14 protein-coding genes are annotated in these 16,655 nt (G+C 55.7%); 1 reads left to right on the top strand and 13 read right to left on the bottom strand.

The window, feature by feature from the left end; translation table 11 throughout:
* Positions 1-86 precede the first annotated feature (86 nt).
* The 11 genes from EA20_RS0102765 to ndk all read right to left on the bottom strand — a co-directional run bounded on the left by EA20_RS0102765 (position 87) and on the right by ndk (position 13,121).
* On the bottom strand, positions 87-2,519 hold the full coding sequence (locus EA20_RS0102765) for a membrane-bound PQQ-dependent dehydrogenase, glucose/quinate/shikimate family (RefSeq protein ID WP_024965376.1): 2,433 nt from the start codon (positions 2,517-2,519) through the stop codon (positions 87-89).
* A gap of 579 nt (positions 2,520-3,098) precedes the next feature.
* The gene (locus tag EA20_RS0102770; protein WP_024965377.1) at positions 3,099-3,326 is read right to left on the bottom strand and encodes a zinc ribbon domain-containing protein; all 228 of its coding nucleotides are present in this window, start codon (positions 3,324-3,326) and stop codon (positions 3,099-3,101) included.
* A 64-nt stretch (positions 3,327-3,390) separates the two neighbouring features.
* Positions 3,391-4,881 carry a ribosome biogenesis GTPase Der gene (gene der, locus EA20_RS0102775; RefSeq protein WP_024965378.1) on the bottom strand — a complete coding sequence of 497 codons (1,491 nt, stop codon included), beginning with the start codon at positions 4,879-4,881 and terminating at the stop codon, positions 3,391-3,393.
* 163 nt (positions 4,882-5,044) lie between these two features.
* Positions 5,045-6,226, bottom strand: coding sequence for an outer membrane protein assembly factor BamB (gene bamB / locus EA20_RS0102780; RefSeq protein ID WP_024965379.1), 1,182 nt, complete (start codon positions 6,224-6,226; stop codon positions 5,045-5,047).
* 43 nt (positions 6,227-6,269) lie between these two features.
* Positions 6,270-6,890 carry a YfgM family protein gene (locus tag EA20_RS0102785; protein ID WP_024965380.1) on the bottom strand — a complete coding sequence of 207 codons (621 nt, stop codon included), beginning with the start codon at positions 6,888-6,890 and terminating at the stop codon, positions 6,270-6,272.
* A gap of 14 nt (positions 6,891-6,904) precedes the next feature.
* On the bottom strand, positions 6,905-8,194 hold the full coding sequence (hisS, locus tag EA20_RS0102790; RefSeq protein ID WP_024965381.1) for a histidine--tRNA ligase: 1,290 nt from the start codon (positions 8,192-8,194) through the stop codon (positions 6,905-6,907).
* 99 nt (positions 8,195-8,293) lie between these two features.
* Complete coding sequence (gene ispG / locus EA20_RS0102795) at positions 8,294-9,415, bottom strand: flavodoxin-dependent (E)-4-hydroxy-3-methylbut-2-enyl-diphosphate synthase (RefSeq protein ID WP_024965382.1); 1,122 nt, start codon at positions 9,413-9,415, stop codon at positions 8,294-8,296.
* A gap of 38 nt (positions 9,416-9,453) precedes the next feature.
* Entirely contained in the window at positions 9,454-10,419 is a 966-nt protein-coding gene (gene rodZ / locus EA20_RS0102800) for a cytoskeleton protein RodZ (protein ID WP_024965383.1), read from the bottom strand.
* A complete protein-coding gene (pilW, locus tag EA20_RS0102805; RefSeq protein ID WP_024965384.1) occupies positions 10,409-11,140 on the bottom strand; it encodes a type IV pilus biogenesis/stability protein PilW in 732 nt (243 codons plus the stop codon). Before pilW ends, rodZ begins: the two co-directional genes overlap by 11 nt.
* A gap of 83 nt (positions 11,141-11,223) precedes the next feature.
* Complete coding sequence (locus EA20_RS0102810) at positions 11,224-12,396, bottom strand: bifunctional tRNA (adenosine(37)-C2)-methyltransferase TrmG/ribosomal RNA large subunit methyltransferase RlmN (RefSeq protein ID WP_024965385.1); 1,173 nt, start codon at positions 12,394-12,396, stop codon at positions 11,224-11,226.
* A 293-nt stretch (positions 12,397-12,689) separates the two neighbouring features.
* On the bottom strand, positions 12,690-13,121 hold the full coding sequence (gene ndk, locus EA20_RS0102815; RefSeq protein WP_024965386.1) for a nucleoside-diphosphate kinase: 432 nt from the start codon (positions 13,119-13,121) through the stop codon (positions 12,690-12,692).
* A gap of 376 nt (positions 13,122-13,497) precedes the next feature.
* On the opposite strand from ndk, the gene sseA reads away from it, so the two are divergent.
* Positions 13,498-14,343, top strand: a complete 846-nt coding sequence (gene sseA, locus EA20_RS0102820) for a 3-mercaptopyruvate sulfurtransferase (RefSeq protein WP_024965387.1) — start codon at positions 13,498-13,500, stop codon at positions 14,341-14,343.
* A 25-nt stretch (positions 14,344-14,368) separates the two neighbouring features.
* On the opposite strand, the gene sseB is transcribed toward sseA, so the two are convergent.
* Positions 14,369-15,151: an enhanced serine sensitivity protein SseB gene (gene sseB / locus EA20_RS0102825; protein ID WP_024965388.1), complete on the bottom strand. Its 783-nt coding sequence runs from the start codon at positions 15,149-15,151 to the stop codon at positions 14,369-14,371.
* Positions 15,152-15,254: 103 nt separating this feature from the next.
* Entirely contained in the window at positions 15,255-16,538 is a 1,284-nt protein-coding gene (pepB, locus tag EA20_RS0102830; RefSeq protein ID WP_024965389.1) for an aminopeptidase PepB, read from the bottom strand.
* Positions 16,539-16,655: the final 117 nt, after the last annotated feature.

The following is a 16,655-nucleotide window of genomic DNA, read 5'->3' on the forward strand; positions in this document are numbered from 1 at the left end:
ACTGCACCTTACTCAGTTGGATAACCAACTTTTGGGGTGCAGTCTGACGCAAAAAGCGTCTTTATATTTCAGTGTTTGCTTTTAGCTTACTTATCCAGCGCAAAAGCGATCACATAGTCACCGCGATCCGGCGACTGGCGTGCGCCACCGGCTGAAATCACGATGTACTGCTTACCGGTTTTCGGCGATTTATAGCTCATGGGTCCACCCTGGCTCCCTACCGGCAGACGGGCTTTCCAGACTTCTTTTCCGGTTGAGGTATCAAAGGCGCGCAGATAGTAGTCCTGCGTACCGGCGATAAAGACCAGACCGCCCTGCGTGGCCAGCGTGCCGCCTAGTGTCGGCATACCGACCGGCATCTGAGCATGCATTTTGATACCAAAGGGTCCGGTATCCTGCACGGTGCCTACCGGAACCTGCCAGACCAGCTTCTGCGTTTTCATATCGATGGCAGAAAGCGTACCGAAAGGCGGCTTCTGGCAAGGGATACCCAGCGGTGACATAAAGCGGTTTTTGTTGACCGCATAAGGTGTCCCCTTAAGCGGAACCGCGCCCATGCCGGTGTTAATCGCTTCCCCACCGTTGCTGCCACGTGAAATCGCATCGGTATTGGCTGGGATCATCTGTACCCAGAGACCGAGACGCATATCGTTCACAAAGATCAGGTTGTTGTTAGGATCAGTTGAGAGACTGCCCCAGTTCATACCCCCCAGCGAACCCGGGAAGCTCAGCGATTTATCTGTACCCGGCACGGTGTAGAGACCGTCATAGCGCATCGATTTAAAGGCGATGCGGCAGGCAAGCTGATCGAACGGCGTCGCGCCCCACATATCCGATTCTGTCAGCGTTTCAGCGCCAATCTGCGGCATACCTACGGATTTGGGCTGCGTCTCAGGATAGGCTTCACCCGGGATGTTGCCTTTTTTAACCGGAACTTCTTTCACTTCCGTCAGCGGCTTACCGGTAAGACGATCGAGCACGTAGATCTGCCCGGCTTTCGTCCCGATCACTACCGCAGGCGTGGTCGTGCCATCTTTCTGTAGGAAGTCGATCAGGCTTGGCTGCATCGGCAGGTCAAAGTCCCACAGGTCGTTATGCACGGTCTGATAGAGCCACTTCTCCTGTCCCGTTGTGGCATCCACCGCCAGGATCGAGGCACCATATTTATGGTCCAGCGGTCTGCGGTTCGCGCCCCACAGATCGACTGATGAACTCCCCATCGGGATGAACACCGTGTTCATTGCCGGATCGTAGGACATTGGCGCCCAGGAGTTAGGCGTACTGCGGGCATAATGCTGACCTGACTGCAATGCCGCATTCGGGTTTTCATTGCCGCTATCGAACGCCCAGCGCATCTGACCCGTCACAACATCGAAACCGCGAATCACACCGCCAGGCATATCGGTCTGAACGTTATCCGCAACACGACCGCCCACCACGACGGTTGTTCCCGCCAGCGTTGGTGCAGAAGTCAGCTGATATTTAGGATCCTGCGCATCGCCAAGTCCCGCTTTCAGATCGACCTCGCCATTGTTACCGAAGCGCTGGCACAGCTCGCCGTTATCCGCGTTCACTGCAATCAGACGTGCATCAATGGTATTCATCAGCAGACGGCGCTGGCAGCTGTCGCCTGCCGGCAGGGTTACCTGCGACACCGGCGTGGAGCCAGGCACAGTCGGCTGCGTCAGCGGCTTAGTGGCATCGAAGTAAGCGAGTCCACGGCAGCGGTTCCAGACTTCCGCCTGAGCGTTGACTTCATGCTTCCAGATCTCTTTGCCCGTATCCGCATTCACCGCGATTACGTTGTTGTGCGGCGTACAGAGGTAGAGGACATCGCCAATCTGCAGCGGCGTTTGCTGATCTTCAGCGCCGTTGCCGGTTGGGCTTTCAGGAATGTCGCCCGTACGGTAGGTCCAGGCCACTTTAAGGTCTTTGATGTTATCCCGGGTAATCTGATCCAGCGCGACAAAACGGCTGCCGCCCGGCGTATTGCCATAGTTATCCCAGTTTTTCTGCTCAGCGGCTTTATCAACCGGCTTCAGCGGTAGCTCGCTGTCATTCGTTAGCGGCGAATGCGGCTGGAACATCTGTACAAAAGTCACCACCATGCCGGCAGCCACGACGGCGGCGGTTGCATAAGCAGGTTTGGCAGCAGCGGTTTTTCCTTCGTGCCTGCGCAATGCAGGAAGCGTAACGACGACCACCAGCAGCAGGCCAGCCAGCGTCATCAGGCGTGACACCAGCGGCCAGAAATCGATCCCCGCATCCATCACCGCCCAGATGGCTGAGCCGACAAATACCGCGGCGAAAAGGAAAACGGAGGACGATTTCCGGCGGAAGAGCTGTATCGCAGAGAGCACGGTAACGATCCCGGCAATCACGAAATACCAGCTACCTCCTACCGCTACCAGCTTTCCTCCGCCGATAACGAAGAAAAGACCGGTAGCCAGCAGAACCAGCCCCAGCGCAACGCACCACAAACCCAGCCATTTAGAGGACCGGGTATTTTTTTGAGTCATGGCTTTACTACTCCTGGACAAAACGAGACTTCAGAACAATGCCCATTCTTCGCATCCTCAATGTTGAGCAAGATCGGGTATGGCGTGAAATGATCATTATTCTTCAGACACTTATTTTCATTAACAAATCAACCGGGAAAGCTCCCGGGGTTCATCAGCTGAAACCTCGGCTACACATCCATTAAAGCGGGATTGGCCGCATTCAGCGAAGAAAAAATTGTACCATACGGTACATTATTTATGAAACATAAAATTAACAAACATCTGCGGTCATGTGGTGTATCTGGATTACGTAAGAACAGGAGAAACAGACTTACTGCGCTTATACAACGCATAGAAAGGAGATGATTCAGGCTCAGGATTAGCCCGGAACCTTTACACATTATTTGTGGATATTACAGAGCGCGAATTGAGCAGAAAGGGACTGAGGGTGTCAGTTGTGTGATACGAGCTGGGAACTGGAGACTAACAAACGATAAAGCCATGGGCTTCGCGCCTGCAAAGCTAAAATGCTGGGGGGCTGTGCAGAGGATTTTCGGATAAAAAGCCGCCGTCAACGGCTCTGGCGAAAATACTCCCTTAAAGCGTTTCAACCAGCGGGACAAATTCTACCCGTTTTTTGGAAATTAAGCCGTGGCCGTTGGTACAGAAATAGTCCACTGCGCCACAGGCTTTGAGCACCTGCACTGGCTGTCGGCAATCGGGGCAGACCGCCTGCATGCCATAGCTACGCTGGCAGCCTTCGCAATGGAAACGGCCCTCGCCGGCAATCAGTACATGCTGGCATTCCGGGCATAATTCTTTCATAGCGTTCTCCTGTGTCACCTGCCATCAGTATAAAACAAAAGGGGCCGGTGAGGCCCCTTTCGGATTAGCGTTTGTTTTTCTTCAGGTGGCTGATCAGCCGCTTGCGCTTGCGCTGCTGATTTGGCGTCAGCATATTACGCTTGCCAGCAAACGGGTTATCGCCTTCCTTAAACTGGATGCGGATCGGCGTTCCCATAATTTCCAGCGAACGACGGAAATAATTCATCAGATAGCGTTTGTAGGAATCCGACAGGTCTTTCACCTGATTTCCGTGTATCACCACAATCGGTGGGTTATATCCCCCGGCGTGAGCATACTTCAGCTTAACGCGGCGCCCCTGCACCAGCGGAGGCTGATGGTCATCAGCCGCCATATTCATGATACGGGTCAGCAGGGAGGTACTCACGCGGCGCGTTGAGCAGTCATAAGCCTCCGTGACCGACTCAAACAGGTTGCCGACGCCGCTACCGTGCAGCGCGGAAATAAAGTGCACGCGGGCGAAGTCGATAAAGCCCAGACGGTAATCCAGCGCCTCTTTCACTTCTTCACGCACTTCCTGCGACAGACCATCCCACTTATTGACGACAATCACCAGCGAGCGACCACTGTTAAGGATAAAGCCCAGCAGCGACAGATCTTGATCGGAGATGCCTTCATGCGCGTCAATGACCAGCATTACCACGTTAGCATCTTCGATCGCCTGAAGCGTTTTGATCACCGAGAACTTCTCAACGGTTTCGGTCACCTTGCCGCGCTTGCGCACGCCAGCGGTGTCGATCAGCACATATTCACGACCATCACGCTCCATCGGAATATAAATGCTGTCACGGGTGGTGCCCGGCATGTCAAATACCACTACGCGATCTTCACCCAGAATGCGGTTAGTCAGCGTTGACTTGCCGACGTTAGGACGTCCGACAATCGCCAGTTTAATCGGCAAATCGAGCGGATTAAAGTCATCCTCTTCCTCTTCCGGCAGTTCGCCGCTCTCCTGCGCGGCCAGCGCCGCCCAGTAGGCTTCGTTTTCCTCTTCTTCGGTCAGCGGAGCCTCAGGTGCGACATCATCCATCCAGGGCAGCAGAACCATCTCAAGCAGGCTGGTAACTCCGCGTCCATGTGAGGCGGCGATAGGATGGATCTCTCCCAGGCCGAGCGAGTAGAAATCCACTACGGCGGAATCGGGATCCAGGCCATCGGTTTTGTTGGCCACCAGAAAGGTAGGTTTCTGACGGCTGCGCAGATGCTGGGCGATCGCCTGATCGGCAGGCATCAGACCGGCACGGGCATCGACCATAAACAGCACCACGTCAGCTTCTTCGATCGCCAACAGGGACTGTGCGGCCATGCGCGTCTCAACGCCCTCTTCGTTGCCATCAATACCGCCGGTATCGATACAAATAAACTCCCGCCCTTCAACCTCGGCGCGACCGTATTTACGGTCACGGGTCAGGCCCGGGAAATCCGCCACCAGCGCATCTCGCGTGCGGGTTAAGCGGTTAAAAAGGGTGGATTTTCCCACATTGGGACGCCCGACCAGCGCGACCACAGGTACCATATTGAAGCCTCATGACAAAAATAAACGCCTGATCTACGAGCTGCGGCAGAAAAAAAACGGCCACAGGTCAGGCTGACGGCGTAAAGGATACCACGCCCTGAGAAAAACGAAACGGCCCCTGACGAATCAGGAGCCGTTATCTGCTGTAGGTAAGATGACGGATTTAGCGGGTAAACGCGTAAACTTCGCCGCCCTTCGCCTGAATTAACAGTTTATCGCTGGCAACCACGGGTTCGGTCTGGAAGCCGGAGCTGTCCACTTCCTGCTGCGCAACGAAGCGACCATCGGTGGTATTGATCCAGTGCAGGTAGCCTTCGCTGTCGCCAACAACCAGATAACCATTATAGAGCGCCGGTGAAGTCAGGATACGGTGCAGCAGATCGCTCTGACGCCAGATGGTCACGCCACCTTCAGTGCTCAGCGCAATCACGCGATCGTCCTGATCGACCAGATAGATGCGTCCGGCATCCACCACCATATCTTTTACCGAGCCGATTTCACGTTTCCATAAAATCTGTCCTGAACGCAGATCGAGCGCGCTCAGGTTGCCGTTATACGCCAGCGCATAGACCACGCCGTTATCAACAATCGGCGTCATATCGACGTCGGCCAGGCGATCGATTTCGGTCGCGCCTGTCGGCTGAGAGATACGCTGCTGCCAGATAATCTGGCCCTGATTGAGGATCACGGCGCTGACGCGGCCGTTATCGCCACCGACGATGGCGGCACCGAACGCGGTGGCTGGTGCAGATTCACCGCGCAGGGAAAGCGCCGGCACGTCAAGATTTACTGACCATTTAACGCCGCCGCTGTTCTGATCGAGGCCCTGCAGAATACCGTTACTGGTATGCACCAGCACCAGCCCGTCGCTGACGACCGGACGGGAAAGCACTTCGCCTGCGGCTTTGGTCTGCCAGGCGACAGATCCATCACTGCTGTTCAGGGCATAAACCTGGGCGCGCTCGCTGCCAAGATAAACGTGCCCGCCATCAGCGGTAACGCCTCCGGAAAGCAGCGCGGAACGATTTTTAGAGAAGAAGCCGGTTTTTTCAGCCAGATCCACTTCCCATTTTTTACTGCCGTCGCCCGCATCGAGTGCTTTAACGATGCCGTGACGATCGGCGGCGTAAACAGTGTTGTCAGCCCAGGCCGGGTGCAGGTTTGAATAGAACTCACCCACGCCATTGCCCACGGACGTACTCCAGACTTTTTCTGGCGTAAACTGGTTTTCCACCTTCGGCAGCGGCGACATTTTAACCACATCTTCTTCGCCGCTGAACCATGAACATCCGCTAAGTAAGGTAACTGAAATCAGTCCCGGCAGAAGTATTTTACGCAATTCCATGAAATCCCTCTTAAGCCCGTTGAGGCAATGTTAACTGCCGGGCTCAGGCCGGCAGATTATTCATTTTCATTTGCAGCATTTCTTTCAGCGCAGGAGAAGCATCAGATGCAATGCCTTTGCTCCACGCCTCACGGGCGCCTTTCGCGTCACCCTTGCTAAGCAGCGCTTCGCCGCGCACATCGGCCACAATAGCCGCCCAGCCGTCACCTTTGATGCTATCAAGGGTTTTCAGTACGTCGTCCGGTTGCTTCTGCTGAAGCTGAATACGCGCCAGGCGCAGATTCATTACCGCCTGCAGATTAGCGTCTTTGGTATCCTGCAGGCCGCTTTTCAACTGCTCTGCCGCTTTATCAAGCTTACCGCCATCAATATAGCGCTTCGCTAAATCGAGAGAGACCAGCGCACCGTAAGTATTATTATTTTCACTGGCAAATTTTGCGGCCGCATCAAGCGTTGCCGGTTTACTCACGTCCAGCGCTGATGAGACCTTCTGGTAAGCGGATGAGGTTTCTCTGCTGCTGCCGTCCTGATGGCTGCTCCAGTAGCGCCAGCCCGCGAGCGCGCCCACGCCGAGGATGACGCCGACAACCAGCGCTTTACCGTTCTGGGCAAAAAAGCGGCGAACCGCGTCAACCTGTTCATTTTCGTTGCTGTATACTTCCACGCAAATCCTCTCCTTTAACCCGCGATCGGCTGTTGCAGCATCGCGGTCAGCGTCGCTGCAGCATCACGCTGCGCCAGCGTCTGTTGTTCGCCGTTGCGCAAATCTTTAATAACGACCTCGCCGTTCGCGACTTCGTCTTCACCCAGTACCAGCGCCACGCGGGCACCCCACTTATCCGCCCGGGCAAACTGCTTCTTAAAATTACCGCCGCCAAAGTTGGTCATCAGCTTCAGGGACGGCACGGCATCACGGAGCTTTTCCGCCAGCTGCATGGCAGCGGACTGAACGCCCTGACCTGAAGCGATAACGTAGACATCGACAATGCGCGTCGGTTCAAATTCCGGATTAACCGCCTGCACCAGCAGAACCAGACGTTCCAGCCCCATAGCAAAACCGACCGCCGGCGTGGCACGTCCGCCAAGCTGTTCGACCAGGCCATCGTAACGGCCACCAGCGCACACCGTACCCTGTGCGCCCAGGCTGCTGGTCACCCATTCAAACACGGTGCGGTTGTAGTAGTCCAGGCCGCGCACCAGGCGCTGGTTCACACTGTAGGCGATACCGGCGTCATCCAGCAGCTGGCAAAGGCCGTCAAAGTGCTCACGGGATTCGGCATCCAGATAGTCGCCCAGCACCGGCGCCTCGTTCAGCAGCTGCTGGACATCCGGGTTTTTGCTGTCCAGCACACGCAGCGGATTGCTGTACATGCGTCGTTTACAGTCTTCGTCCAGCACCTCTTGATGCTGTTCAAGGAAAGCCACCAGCGCATCGCGGTAGTTGGCGCGCGCTTCCAGCGAACCGATAGAGTTCAGCTCCAGGCGAACGTGATCGGCGATGCCCAGCGCTTTCCACCAGCGTGCGGTCATCATAATCAGCTCGGCATCAATATCCGGCCCCTGGAGGCCAAATACTTCAGCCCCAATCTGATAGAACTGACGGTAGCGCCCTTTTTGCGGACGCTCATAGCGGAACATCGGACCGATGTACCAGAGGCGCTGTTCCTGATTGTACAGCAGACCGTGTTCAATGCCGGCGCGTACGCAGCCAGCGGTACCTTCAGGACGAAGCGTCAGGCTTTCACCATTACGATCGTCAAAGGTGTACATCTCTTTTTCAACCACGTCGGTCACTTCACCGATGGCGCGCTTGAATAACGGGGTCTGCTCTACAATCGGCAGGCGGATTTCACTGTAACCATAGCCGGCCAGCACCTGCTTGAGGATCTGTTCAATACGTTGCCATACTACGGTATCCGCTGGCAGGTAGTCGTTCATGCCACGGATAGCCTGGATATTCTTCGCCACTACGTTTATCTCACACTGTGGAATGGACGCCGGGATAACCCCGCGTCGTCAGAGTTAATGCTCGCGGGGAGGCGCTTGCCCTCCCCGCGCTGCGTCAGGTTACTTTTCCAGCTGCTGTACGTTAATACGGCGGGATTCATCCATCATCGCCGCTTTAGCACGGATACGCGCTTCCAGCTGGTCAATCATGTCATCATTATCCAGCCGCTCGCGCAGGCGCACGCCGTCTTCATAAAAGCCGCTTTTCTTGTTACTGCCGGTCACGCCAAGCGTCGACACCAGCGCTTCGCCAGGTCCGTTCACCACGCAGCCAATGATAGAGACATCCATTGGGGTGATGATATCTTCCAGACGCTGCTCCAGTGCATTCACCGTGCCGATCACGTCAAATTCCTGACGGGAACAGGTTGGGCAGGCGATAAAGTTGATGCCGCGGGAGCGGATACGCAGGGACTTCAGAATATCGAACCCTACTTTGACTTCCTCAACCGGATCGGCCGCCAGTGAAATGCGCAGCGTGTCGCCAATGCCTTCAGAAAGCAGCAGACCCAGTCCGATAGCGGATTTAACGGATCCTGCCCGCGCGCCGCCCGCTTCGGTGATCCCCAGATGCAGTGGCTGATCGATCTGTTTCGCCAGCAGACGATAAGACTCGACGGCCAGGAAGACGTCGGACGCTTTAACGCTGACTTTAAACTGATCGAAATTGAGGCGATCCAGATGATCGACGTGACGCATCGCCGACTCCAGCAGAGCCTGCGGTGTCGGTTCGCCATATTTTTCCTGAAGATCCTTCTCCAGCGAGCCGGCGTTCACGCCAATACGGATAGGAATGTTGTTATAGCGTGCGCAGTCAACAACCTGACGGATCCGCTCTTCGTTACCGATATTGCCGGGGTTGATGCGCAGGCAGTCCACCCCATATTCAGCCACTTTAAGGGCGATGCGATAGTCGAAGTGGATATCGGCTACCAGCGGAACGTTGACCTGCTGCTTGATCAGGCGAAACGCTTCTGCGGCATCCATGGTGGGAACAGAAACGCGGACAATGTCCACGCCGACGCGCTCAAGCGCTCTGATTTGGCTGACGGTCGCGTCCACGTCGGTGGTACGCGTATTGGTCATGGACTGGACGGCGATCGGCGCACCGTCGCCCACAGGCACCTTGCCGACGTAAATGCGCGTTGATTTGCGACGGGTAATGGGTGCTTCGTTATGCATATTCTTTCTCCACAATTACTCGCGACAGGGAAGATGCGTTATTGCGCACCAACTGAAAGGCGAGCAACCTGGTTGCTACGGATAAAACGGCTCAGATCAACCGGCTGACCCTGATACTGGATCTGAACAGCGCCCGGCGCGCCAATCTTCAGGCGATAGGGGGCTGTGCCGGTGAGATTGAGTTTATCACCACTGCGCTGCATCCCGCTGAAGAGTTTTTTCCCGGCGGCGTCAGTCACTTCAAGCCAGCAGTCCTGGGTAAAGTTCATGACCAGCGCATTGGCATCGGCTGCCGGCGCACTGACGCTGGCCGAACCGGTCGGCATCTGTACACCAGCGTTGCCTGCTGTGGCCGTATCGGCCGCTGGCTGAGAGGGTGAAACGGCAGCGGGCTGCTGCTGCGTGGTCGGCAGTGGCTGGCTGGTCGCAGCGGCGCTATTGTCCGCTGGCGCCTGCTCTGGCGCGGCCTGAGCCGGTGCCGTTTCTGCCGGTTCCGTGGTGGCGGCGCTGTTATCCGTCAGCGAAATAGACTGGCTGTTATCATCTGCGGTGCCATTTTGATCGGCCATTGAGACCAGATCGTCCTGAGCCGCTTTATGATTCTGCCACCACCAGGCTCCGGTGAGACCGACGACCACAAACAGCACCAGCCAGGTGAAACTCATCAGCCAGCCGTCCCGTTTTTTGCGCCTTTTTCCCAGGGAATAACTCTGCATCGGCTCCACTTTTGCCGCGCGAACGGGCGCCTGCTTCGCCATCATCGGCAGCAGTTCCTCTTCTGGCACATGCACCAGACGCGCGTAAGAACGGATATAACCCCGCAGGAAGGTCGAGGCCAGATCGGCTGGCGACTTATCCTCTTCAATGTCACGGACGGTGGAAAGTTTCAGGCAGAGGCGCTCAGCAACGTTCTGCTGAGTGAGGCCCAGTTGTTCACGGGCGCCACGCAGGCGCTCGCCTGTTGAATTTACTGCGGATTTATCTTCGGTGGCTTCAGTATTCATTAGCTAAAAAATGCAGGTACTGTATCGATTGTGGAAAATTTCGCGCCAGCGCTTCACCGGCAAGCTTCAGGGCCACCGGTTGCTGCGCCAGCGCGGCGAAGCGAATCTTTAACCACAAACTTTCTGCCGAGGCAGCAAAGTTGTGTTGATATACATCTGTCAGGAGCCGCGCGGACGCGTACTCTCTCTTTCCAAATCGCCTTTCGGCTTCGGCCAACAGCGCCTTGCCCTTGTCCGGATCGTGCTTTGTCGCTTCAAGCAGGGCGGCTTTTGCTTTCTGCTGCTCTCCCGCATTGAGATAACAGTATCCGGCATTTTCAAGCGCATCTCCGCGCCCGCCCTTTCCCGATATTTCAGCGGCTTTACTGAACTGACGCTGAGCCGCATCATACTGCCTTAAACCGCAGAGAAACGCACCGTAATTATTGATAACGTCACGGTTTTGCGGTGCAAGAACGCGTGCAAGCCGGTAGCTTTCACTGGCCGCCTCATGTTGACCGGTACGCTGTTGATAGCGGGCCATCGCCAGCCGCGTACGATAATCTTCGGGGGCCAGCGCTACCGCCTGGTGCAAATTCCGCTTTGCCGCCGCAAGCTCGTCAAGCGCCAGATAGCTGAGACCTAACTGTAGACGCGTCTGCGCCAGTTCGCTGCGCGGTGCTGACGGACCGCAGCCCGTCAGTACCAGCATAATCACCCCCGGCACGAATCCCTTGTGCATACTGCCTCCTGTGTTAACTGGCGAATAATAGTACGCCAATCATTTCAGGGCTGACAGTCGTCCTCAACGCGGATGCGTGAGTTTCAGAGCGCTTTCACAGAAATGGCTTCACCCGCCATTTTCTTACGCAGCGTGCGTTTGGTGCGGTCAATCACCTCACCGGCCAGCTGACCGCAGGCAGCATCAATGTCATCGCCGCGGGTCTTACGCACAATAGTGGTAAATCCATATTCCATCAACACTTTAGAGAAGCGATCGATGCGACTGTTCGAACTGCGACCATAAGGCGCGCCCGGGAAGGGGTTCCAGGGGATCAGGTTGATTTTGCATGGCGTGTCCTTCAACAGGGCAGCCAGCTCATGCGCGTTGTCCGTGCTGTCGTTGACATGATCGAGCATAACGTACTCAATTGTTACCCGGCCCTGATTGGCATTCGACTTGGCAATATAGCGGCTGACCGCGTCCAGGAAAGTCTCAATATTGTACTTTTTATTGATGGGAACAATTTCGTCACGAATTGTGTCATTTGGCGCATGCAGCGAGATGGCCAGCGCCACATCAATCATATCACCCAGCTTATCCAGCGCCGGCACCACGCCTGAGGTGGAGAGGGTGACGCGGCGTTTGGAGAGCCCGAAGCCGAAGTCATCCAGCATAATTTCCATTGCAGGAACAACGTTGTTCAGGTTAAGCAGCGGTTCGCCCATGCCCATCATCACCACATTGGTGATCGGACGCTGTCCGGTCACTTTGGAGGCGCCGATGATTTTCGCCGCGCGCCAGACCTGTCCGATGATTTCAGAAACGCGCAGGTTGCGGTTAAAGCCCTGCTGGGCCGTTGAGCAGAATTTGCATTCCAGCGCACAACCCACCTGAGAGGAAACGCACAGCGTCGCGCGATCTTTCTCCGGGATGTAGACCGTCTCGACCTGCTGACCACCAACGGTGATCGCCCACTTGATGGTGCCATCAGCCGAACGCTGTTCTTCCGCCACTTCCGGCGCACGGATTTCCGCCAGCGCTTTCAGCTTGCCGCGAAAGACTTTGTTAATGTCGGTCATCTGATCGAAATCATCACAGCAGTAGTGATAAATCCACTTCATTACCTGATCGGCTCTGAAGGGCTTTTCACCCAGGCTGGCGAAAAATTCCCGCATCTGTTGGCGGTTGAGATCGAGCAGGTTGATTTTTTCTTTTGCAGGTGTGGCGATGACGATGGGATCGACAGATGACGGATTCACATTTTGTTCAGACATAATATTCTCTGGCCTCGTTATTACACGTTATGGCGCTGGGGATAGATAAATTATACCGCTCAGATCTTTTTTTGCAGAACGCCGGGTTATGGTGCAGCCACAGGGCGCATCCAGCCTGGCCGCGCGGTTGACGCGCTCGCTGCAAACGGAGACTAAAAGGCTATAAATGAAACGCCCCTGCTGAGTATGCTCTCATCAGGGGCGCATTATTGTACAAGCGTGTCGCTACAGGTTAAAGCGCGTTACCGAAATAATTTGTAAACGCCCGGCGCGATTCGCCTGATACAACAAACTTAGCGGGTGCGTGGGCAAATTTCGCCTTCGCCGAAGAAATAGGCGATTTCACGGGCCGCAGATTCCGCAGAGTCTGAACCGTGGGTTGCATTTTCGGTGAAGCTGTCAGCGTAATCGGCACGCAGGGTACCCGCCAGCGCGTTAGCCGGGTTGGTTGCGCCCATCAGATCGCGGTGACGCTGAACGGCGCTTTCGCCTTCCAGAACAGAAACCACAACCGGGCCGGAGGTCATAAATTCAACCAGGCCGTCAAAGAAAGGCTTGCCCTGGTGCTCAGCGTAGAAACCTTCAGCCTGCTCTTTGCTCAGGTGCAGCATTTTGCAGCCAACAATTTTGAAGCCTGCGCTTTCAAAACGGTTAAAGATGGCACCAATCACGTTTTTTGCCACCGCGTTTGGTTTTACAATGGAAAAAGTACGTTCAATAGTCATATGGACCTCTGTTGATGTCGAGTGTAGCCGGTGAAAAGGTTCCCCGGTCCGGAAAATGGCGCCGATTATAGGGGGCATCGCCAGGCTTGCCTATCGGAGAATCAACAATTCATTAAAAAAACGATCGGTAATCCCCTGTTTTTTTAACGCCTTTCGCCCAATTTTTACGCTTTGTTGCTTATCATGACCATCCAGGCCAGTCTGCCACCCGGCGGGGGGCTATTTTTTCCCTGGCTCATCGGGACTACAGTGGGTTTAAGAAGGAGAAATTCCATCACTCAAAAGGAGAAATTGCCGGGTTGCGCAGCCACTCCCTCTTGTGAAGCCTGCTGAGATGATTGACACTGACCGCCTCCACACTTACAGCGAGGCCGCTATGACCAGCTCTTTCTTTGTGACTGCCGACTGGCTGGCAGAACATCTTTCTGAAGACACCCTCCAGGTAATTGATGCCCGCATGCTGCCGCCGGGCATGGAAAATGTGCGTGACATTCATGCCGAATATCGGGCCGGGCATCTGCCTTCAGCCCCTTTTTTTGACATCGAGGCGCTCTCCGATCGCACCAGCCCCTACCCTCACATGCTGCCGCGCCCGGAAAACTTTGCGGTTGCCATGCGCGAACTGGGCGTCAGCAGCGATAAACACCTTGTCGTTTATGATGAAGGCAATCTCTTTTCGGCGCCGCGCGCCTGGTGGATGCTGAAACAGTTTGGGGTGGATCGCGTGTCCATTTTAGCGGGCGGCCTGCAAGCCTGGAAAGCGGCAGAGCTACCGCTGGAGCAAGGGGAAGTGAGCCTGCCTGAAGGGATATTTGACGCCAGCTTCGATCCTGACGTGGTGCTGCGCCTGACAGACGTACTGCTGATTAGTCATGAAGGTGGCGCACAGCTGGTTGATGCAAGACCGGCTAACCGTTTTAAAGGTGAAGTTGATGAGCCGCGGCCAGGCCTGCATCGCGGGCACATTCCCGGCAGCCTGAACGTGCCCTGGAATGCGCTGACAGAAAACGGCGAGCTTAAATCAGCAGAAGCGCTGAAGGCGATTTTTGAGCAGCAGGGCGTTGATCTCACCAAACCTGTCGTCACCAGCTGCGGCTCAGGCGTGACTGCCGTGGTCGTCATTCTGGCGCTGAACAGCCTGGGGGTGAACGATGTGCGCCTGTATGACGGCTCATGGTCAGAATGGGGAAGCAGAAACGATCTCCCCATCACTACGGATTAATGTCTAAATGCCTGCGGGCCGCTGGCTAAGCAGGCTTGTTAACGGTTTTAAAGTCGCGCAGGAAGCTGCCCCAGCGTCTTTCATAGAAAGGCGGGATGTGGGCAGTGAAAAAGTGGCTGATGCCTTTTTCATTTTCCACAACCTCACAGATATCAACAGGCTCATCATCCAGTAACGTATCCATCGCCACGCTACCGGCAGCCTGGATGATGGCATCAATATCGCTGTCAGCTTCAATGCCTATCAGCAAATTAGGACTCTGTTCCACTGACTCTTTAATATGAGCGACATAAGCACGACGAACCTGCTTATATTTACTGAAGAGCTGACTCAGTGATTCAATCACCTGCGCGGGCGGTTCGGCAATTTCCGAAAGCAGCAGTGCGTGCCCACCTTCCAGTACGGTTTGCTGGCTTAGCGCGTTACCGGCATTGCCCAGCAGGCTGGTGATCTCCAGTGGCGAGAACTCCTTTCCTGAAGGCAGCTTCGGATTCAGAAACAGCGTTTCGCCCAGCGTCATTTCAAACAGCGTGCGTACCGGCATCACCACAAAAGGCTGATCGGTGGATATCGCCTGCTCCATCGCTGAGAGTGAGGTGAAGAAAGGAATGACGCTGCCCCCCTCTTCTTTTTCCCAGTGTTGCAGATCGACCGGCGTGGTGGCGGTGATGTTTTCCTGTTCGCCGGCGCTTTCACCCGGCACCCAGACGCTGGCCTCCAGCAACAGAGAGAAAAATTCGGGACGGTGTGCCGGCTCGGTGGCGGCCAGCTTAAGCACCTCTTCAAGGCGCTGATTAGTTTCGTTCATCACATCAATCCAGTAAACGCGATCTGACAGAGGTCGCCCCGCCAGATCGCTTGCTAATCCCCGGCGCGAAAAGGCACACGCCGTGGCCGTCAGACAAATAGCGCTATTTTAACAGCAGGTTAGCGACGGTGCGTACACCCAGCCCTGTTGCGCCGGCAGACCACTGCTCCACGCCTCCCTTGCGGTAGGTGGCTGAACAGTCAATGTGCAGCCAGCCTTGCTGATAGTTTTTCACAAAATAGGAGAGGAACGCGGCGGCGGAACTCGCCCCTGCGGTATGAGCAGGGGCGGCGATGTTATTCAGATCGGCAAAATTTGACGGCAGATAACTGCGGTGGAATTCAGCCAGAGGCAGACGCCAGAAAGGTTCGTTTTCACCTTGTGCGCTCTCAAGCAGCGACGCCGCCAGCGCATCATCAAAGGTGAACAGCGCGTGATAGTCGTTCCCCAGCGCCGTTTTCGCCGCGCCAGTGAGCGTCGCCGCATCAATCAGCAGCTCTGGTGCCTGCTCGCTGGCGTCAATCAGGCCATCAGCCAGTACCAGACGCCCTTCGGCATCGGTATTCATCACTTCCACCGTTTTGCCATTGCGGTAGCGAATGATATCGCCGAGGCGGAATGCGTTACCGCTCACCATATTATCCGCGCAGCAGAGATAAAGCTTAACGCGCTTTTTCAGTCCGCGGGTGATCGCCAGCGCCAGTGAGCCGCTTAAAGTGGCGGCGCCGCCCATATCGGACTTCATGGAATCCATTGAGCCGCTTGGCTTCAGGCTGTAGCCGCCGGTATCAAAGGTGATCCCTTTACCCACCAGGCAGGCATAGACAGGCGCGTTGGCATCGCCGGTCGGGTTGTAGTCAAGTGCCAGCAGCGCCGGGCTGCGTGTGGAGCCACGGCCTACGGTATGCAGCCCCATATAGCCCTGCTGACGGAGATCTTCGCCCTTGGTGATGCGGTAGCTGACGCTGTCGCCCGCCAGGCCGCTCAGCAGGTCAACCGCCCGCTGAGCCAGCTGTTCCGGGCTGAGCTCTTCCGCAGGCAGGTTGATGGTGTGACGTACCCAGTCAATAATTTTCAGGCGGTTGTCGAATTCTGCACGGTCTTCTGCCTTCAACGTGGCCCATTCCACTTTGCGTTCCCCTTTCGGGCCGCGATATCCCTGCCAGAAAGCCCAGCTTTTTTCCAGATCCCAGTCACCTTTCAGGCTGACATGGCGGATGCCCTGCGCGTCAATTTTACGCGCCGCACGCTGAATGGTGGCCAGCGCATCGCCGCTGGTCAGATGGATGGTCATTCCGCTGTCATTGCTGGTCAGGATCGCTTTCTCGCCCCAGCGTTCGTCCGCCACTGTCGTTGACAGTGTGATATTCATTGGCGTGGTTGTCACCGCATGGCTCCTTATAAACTGTTCAGTTTGGTCCGTCGTAAAAACGGTCGGTCACTACAATAACCCTTTCTCCGCGTTCGTCTAACCCGATCGCAGAATTAAACGCAAAACGGGCCG

The sequence above is a fragment of the Pantoea sp. IMH genome, from assembly GCF_000599885.1.
In the GTDB taxonomy this organism is placed as follows: Bacteria; Pseudomonadota; Gammaproteobacteria; order Enterobacterales; family Enterobacteriaceae; genus Erwinia.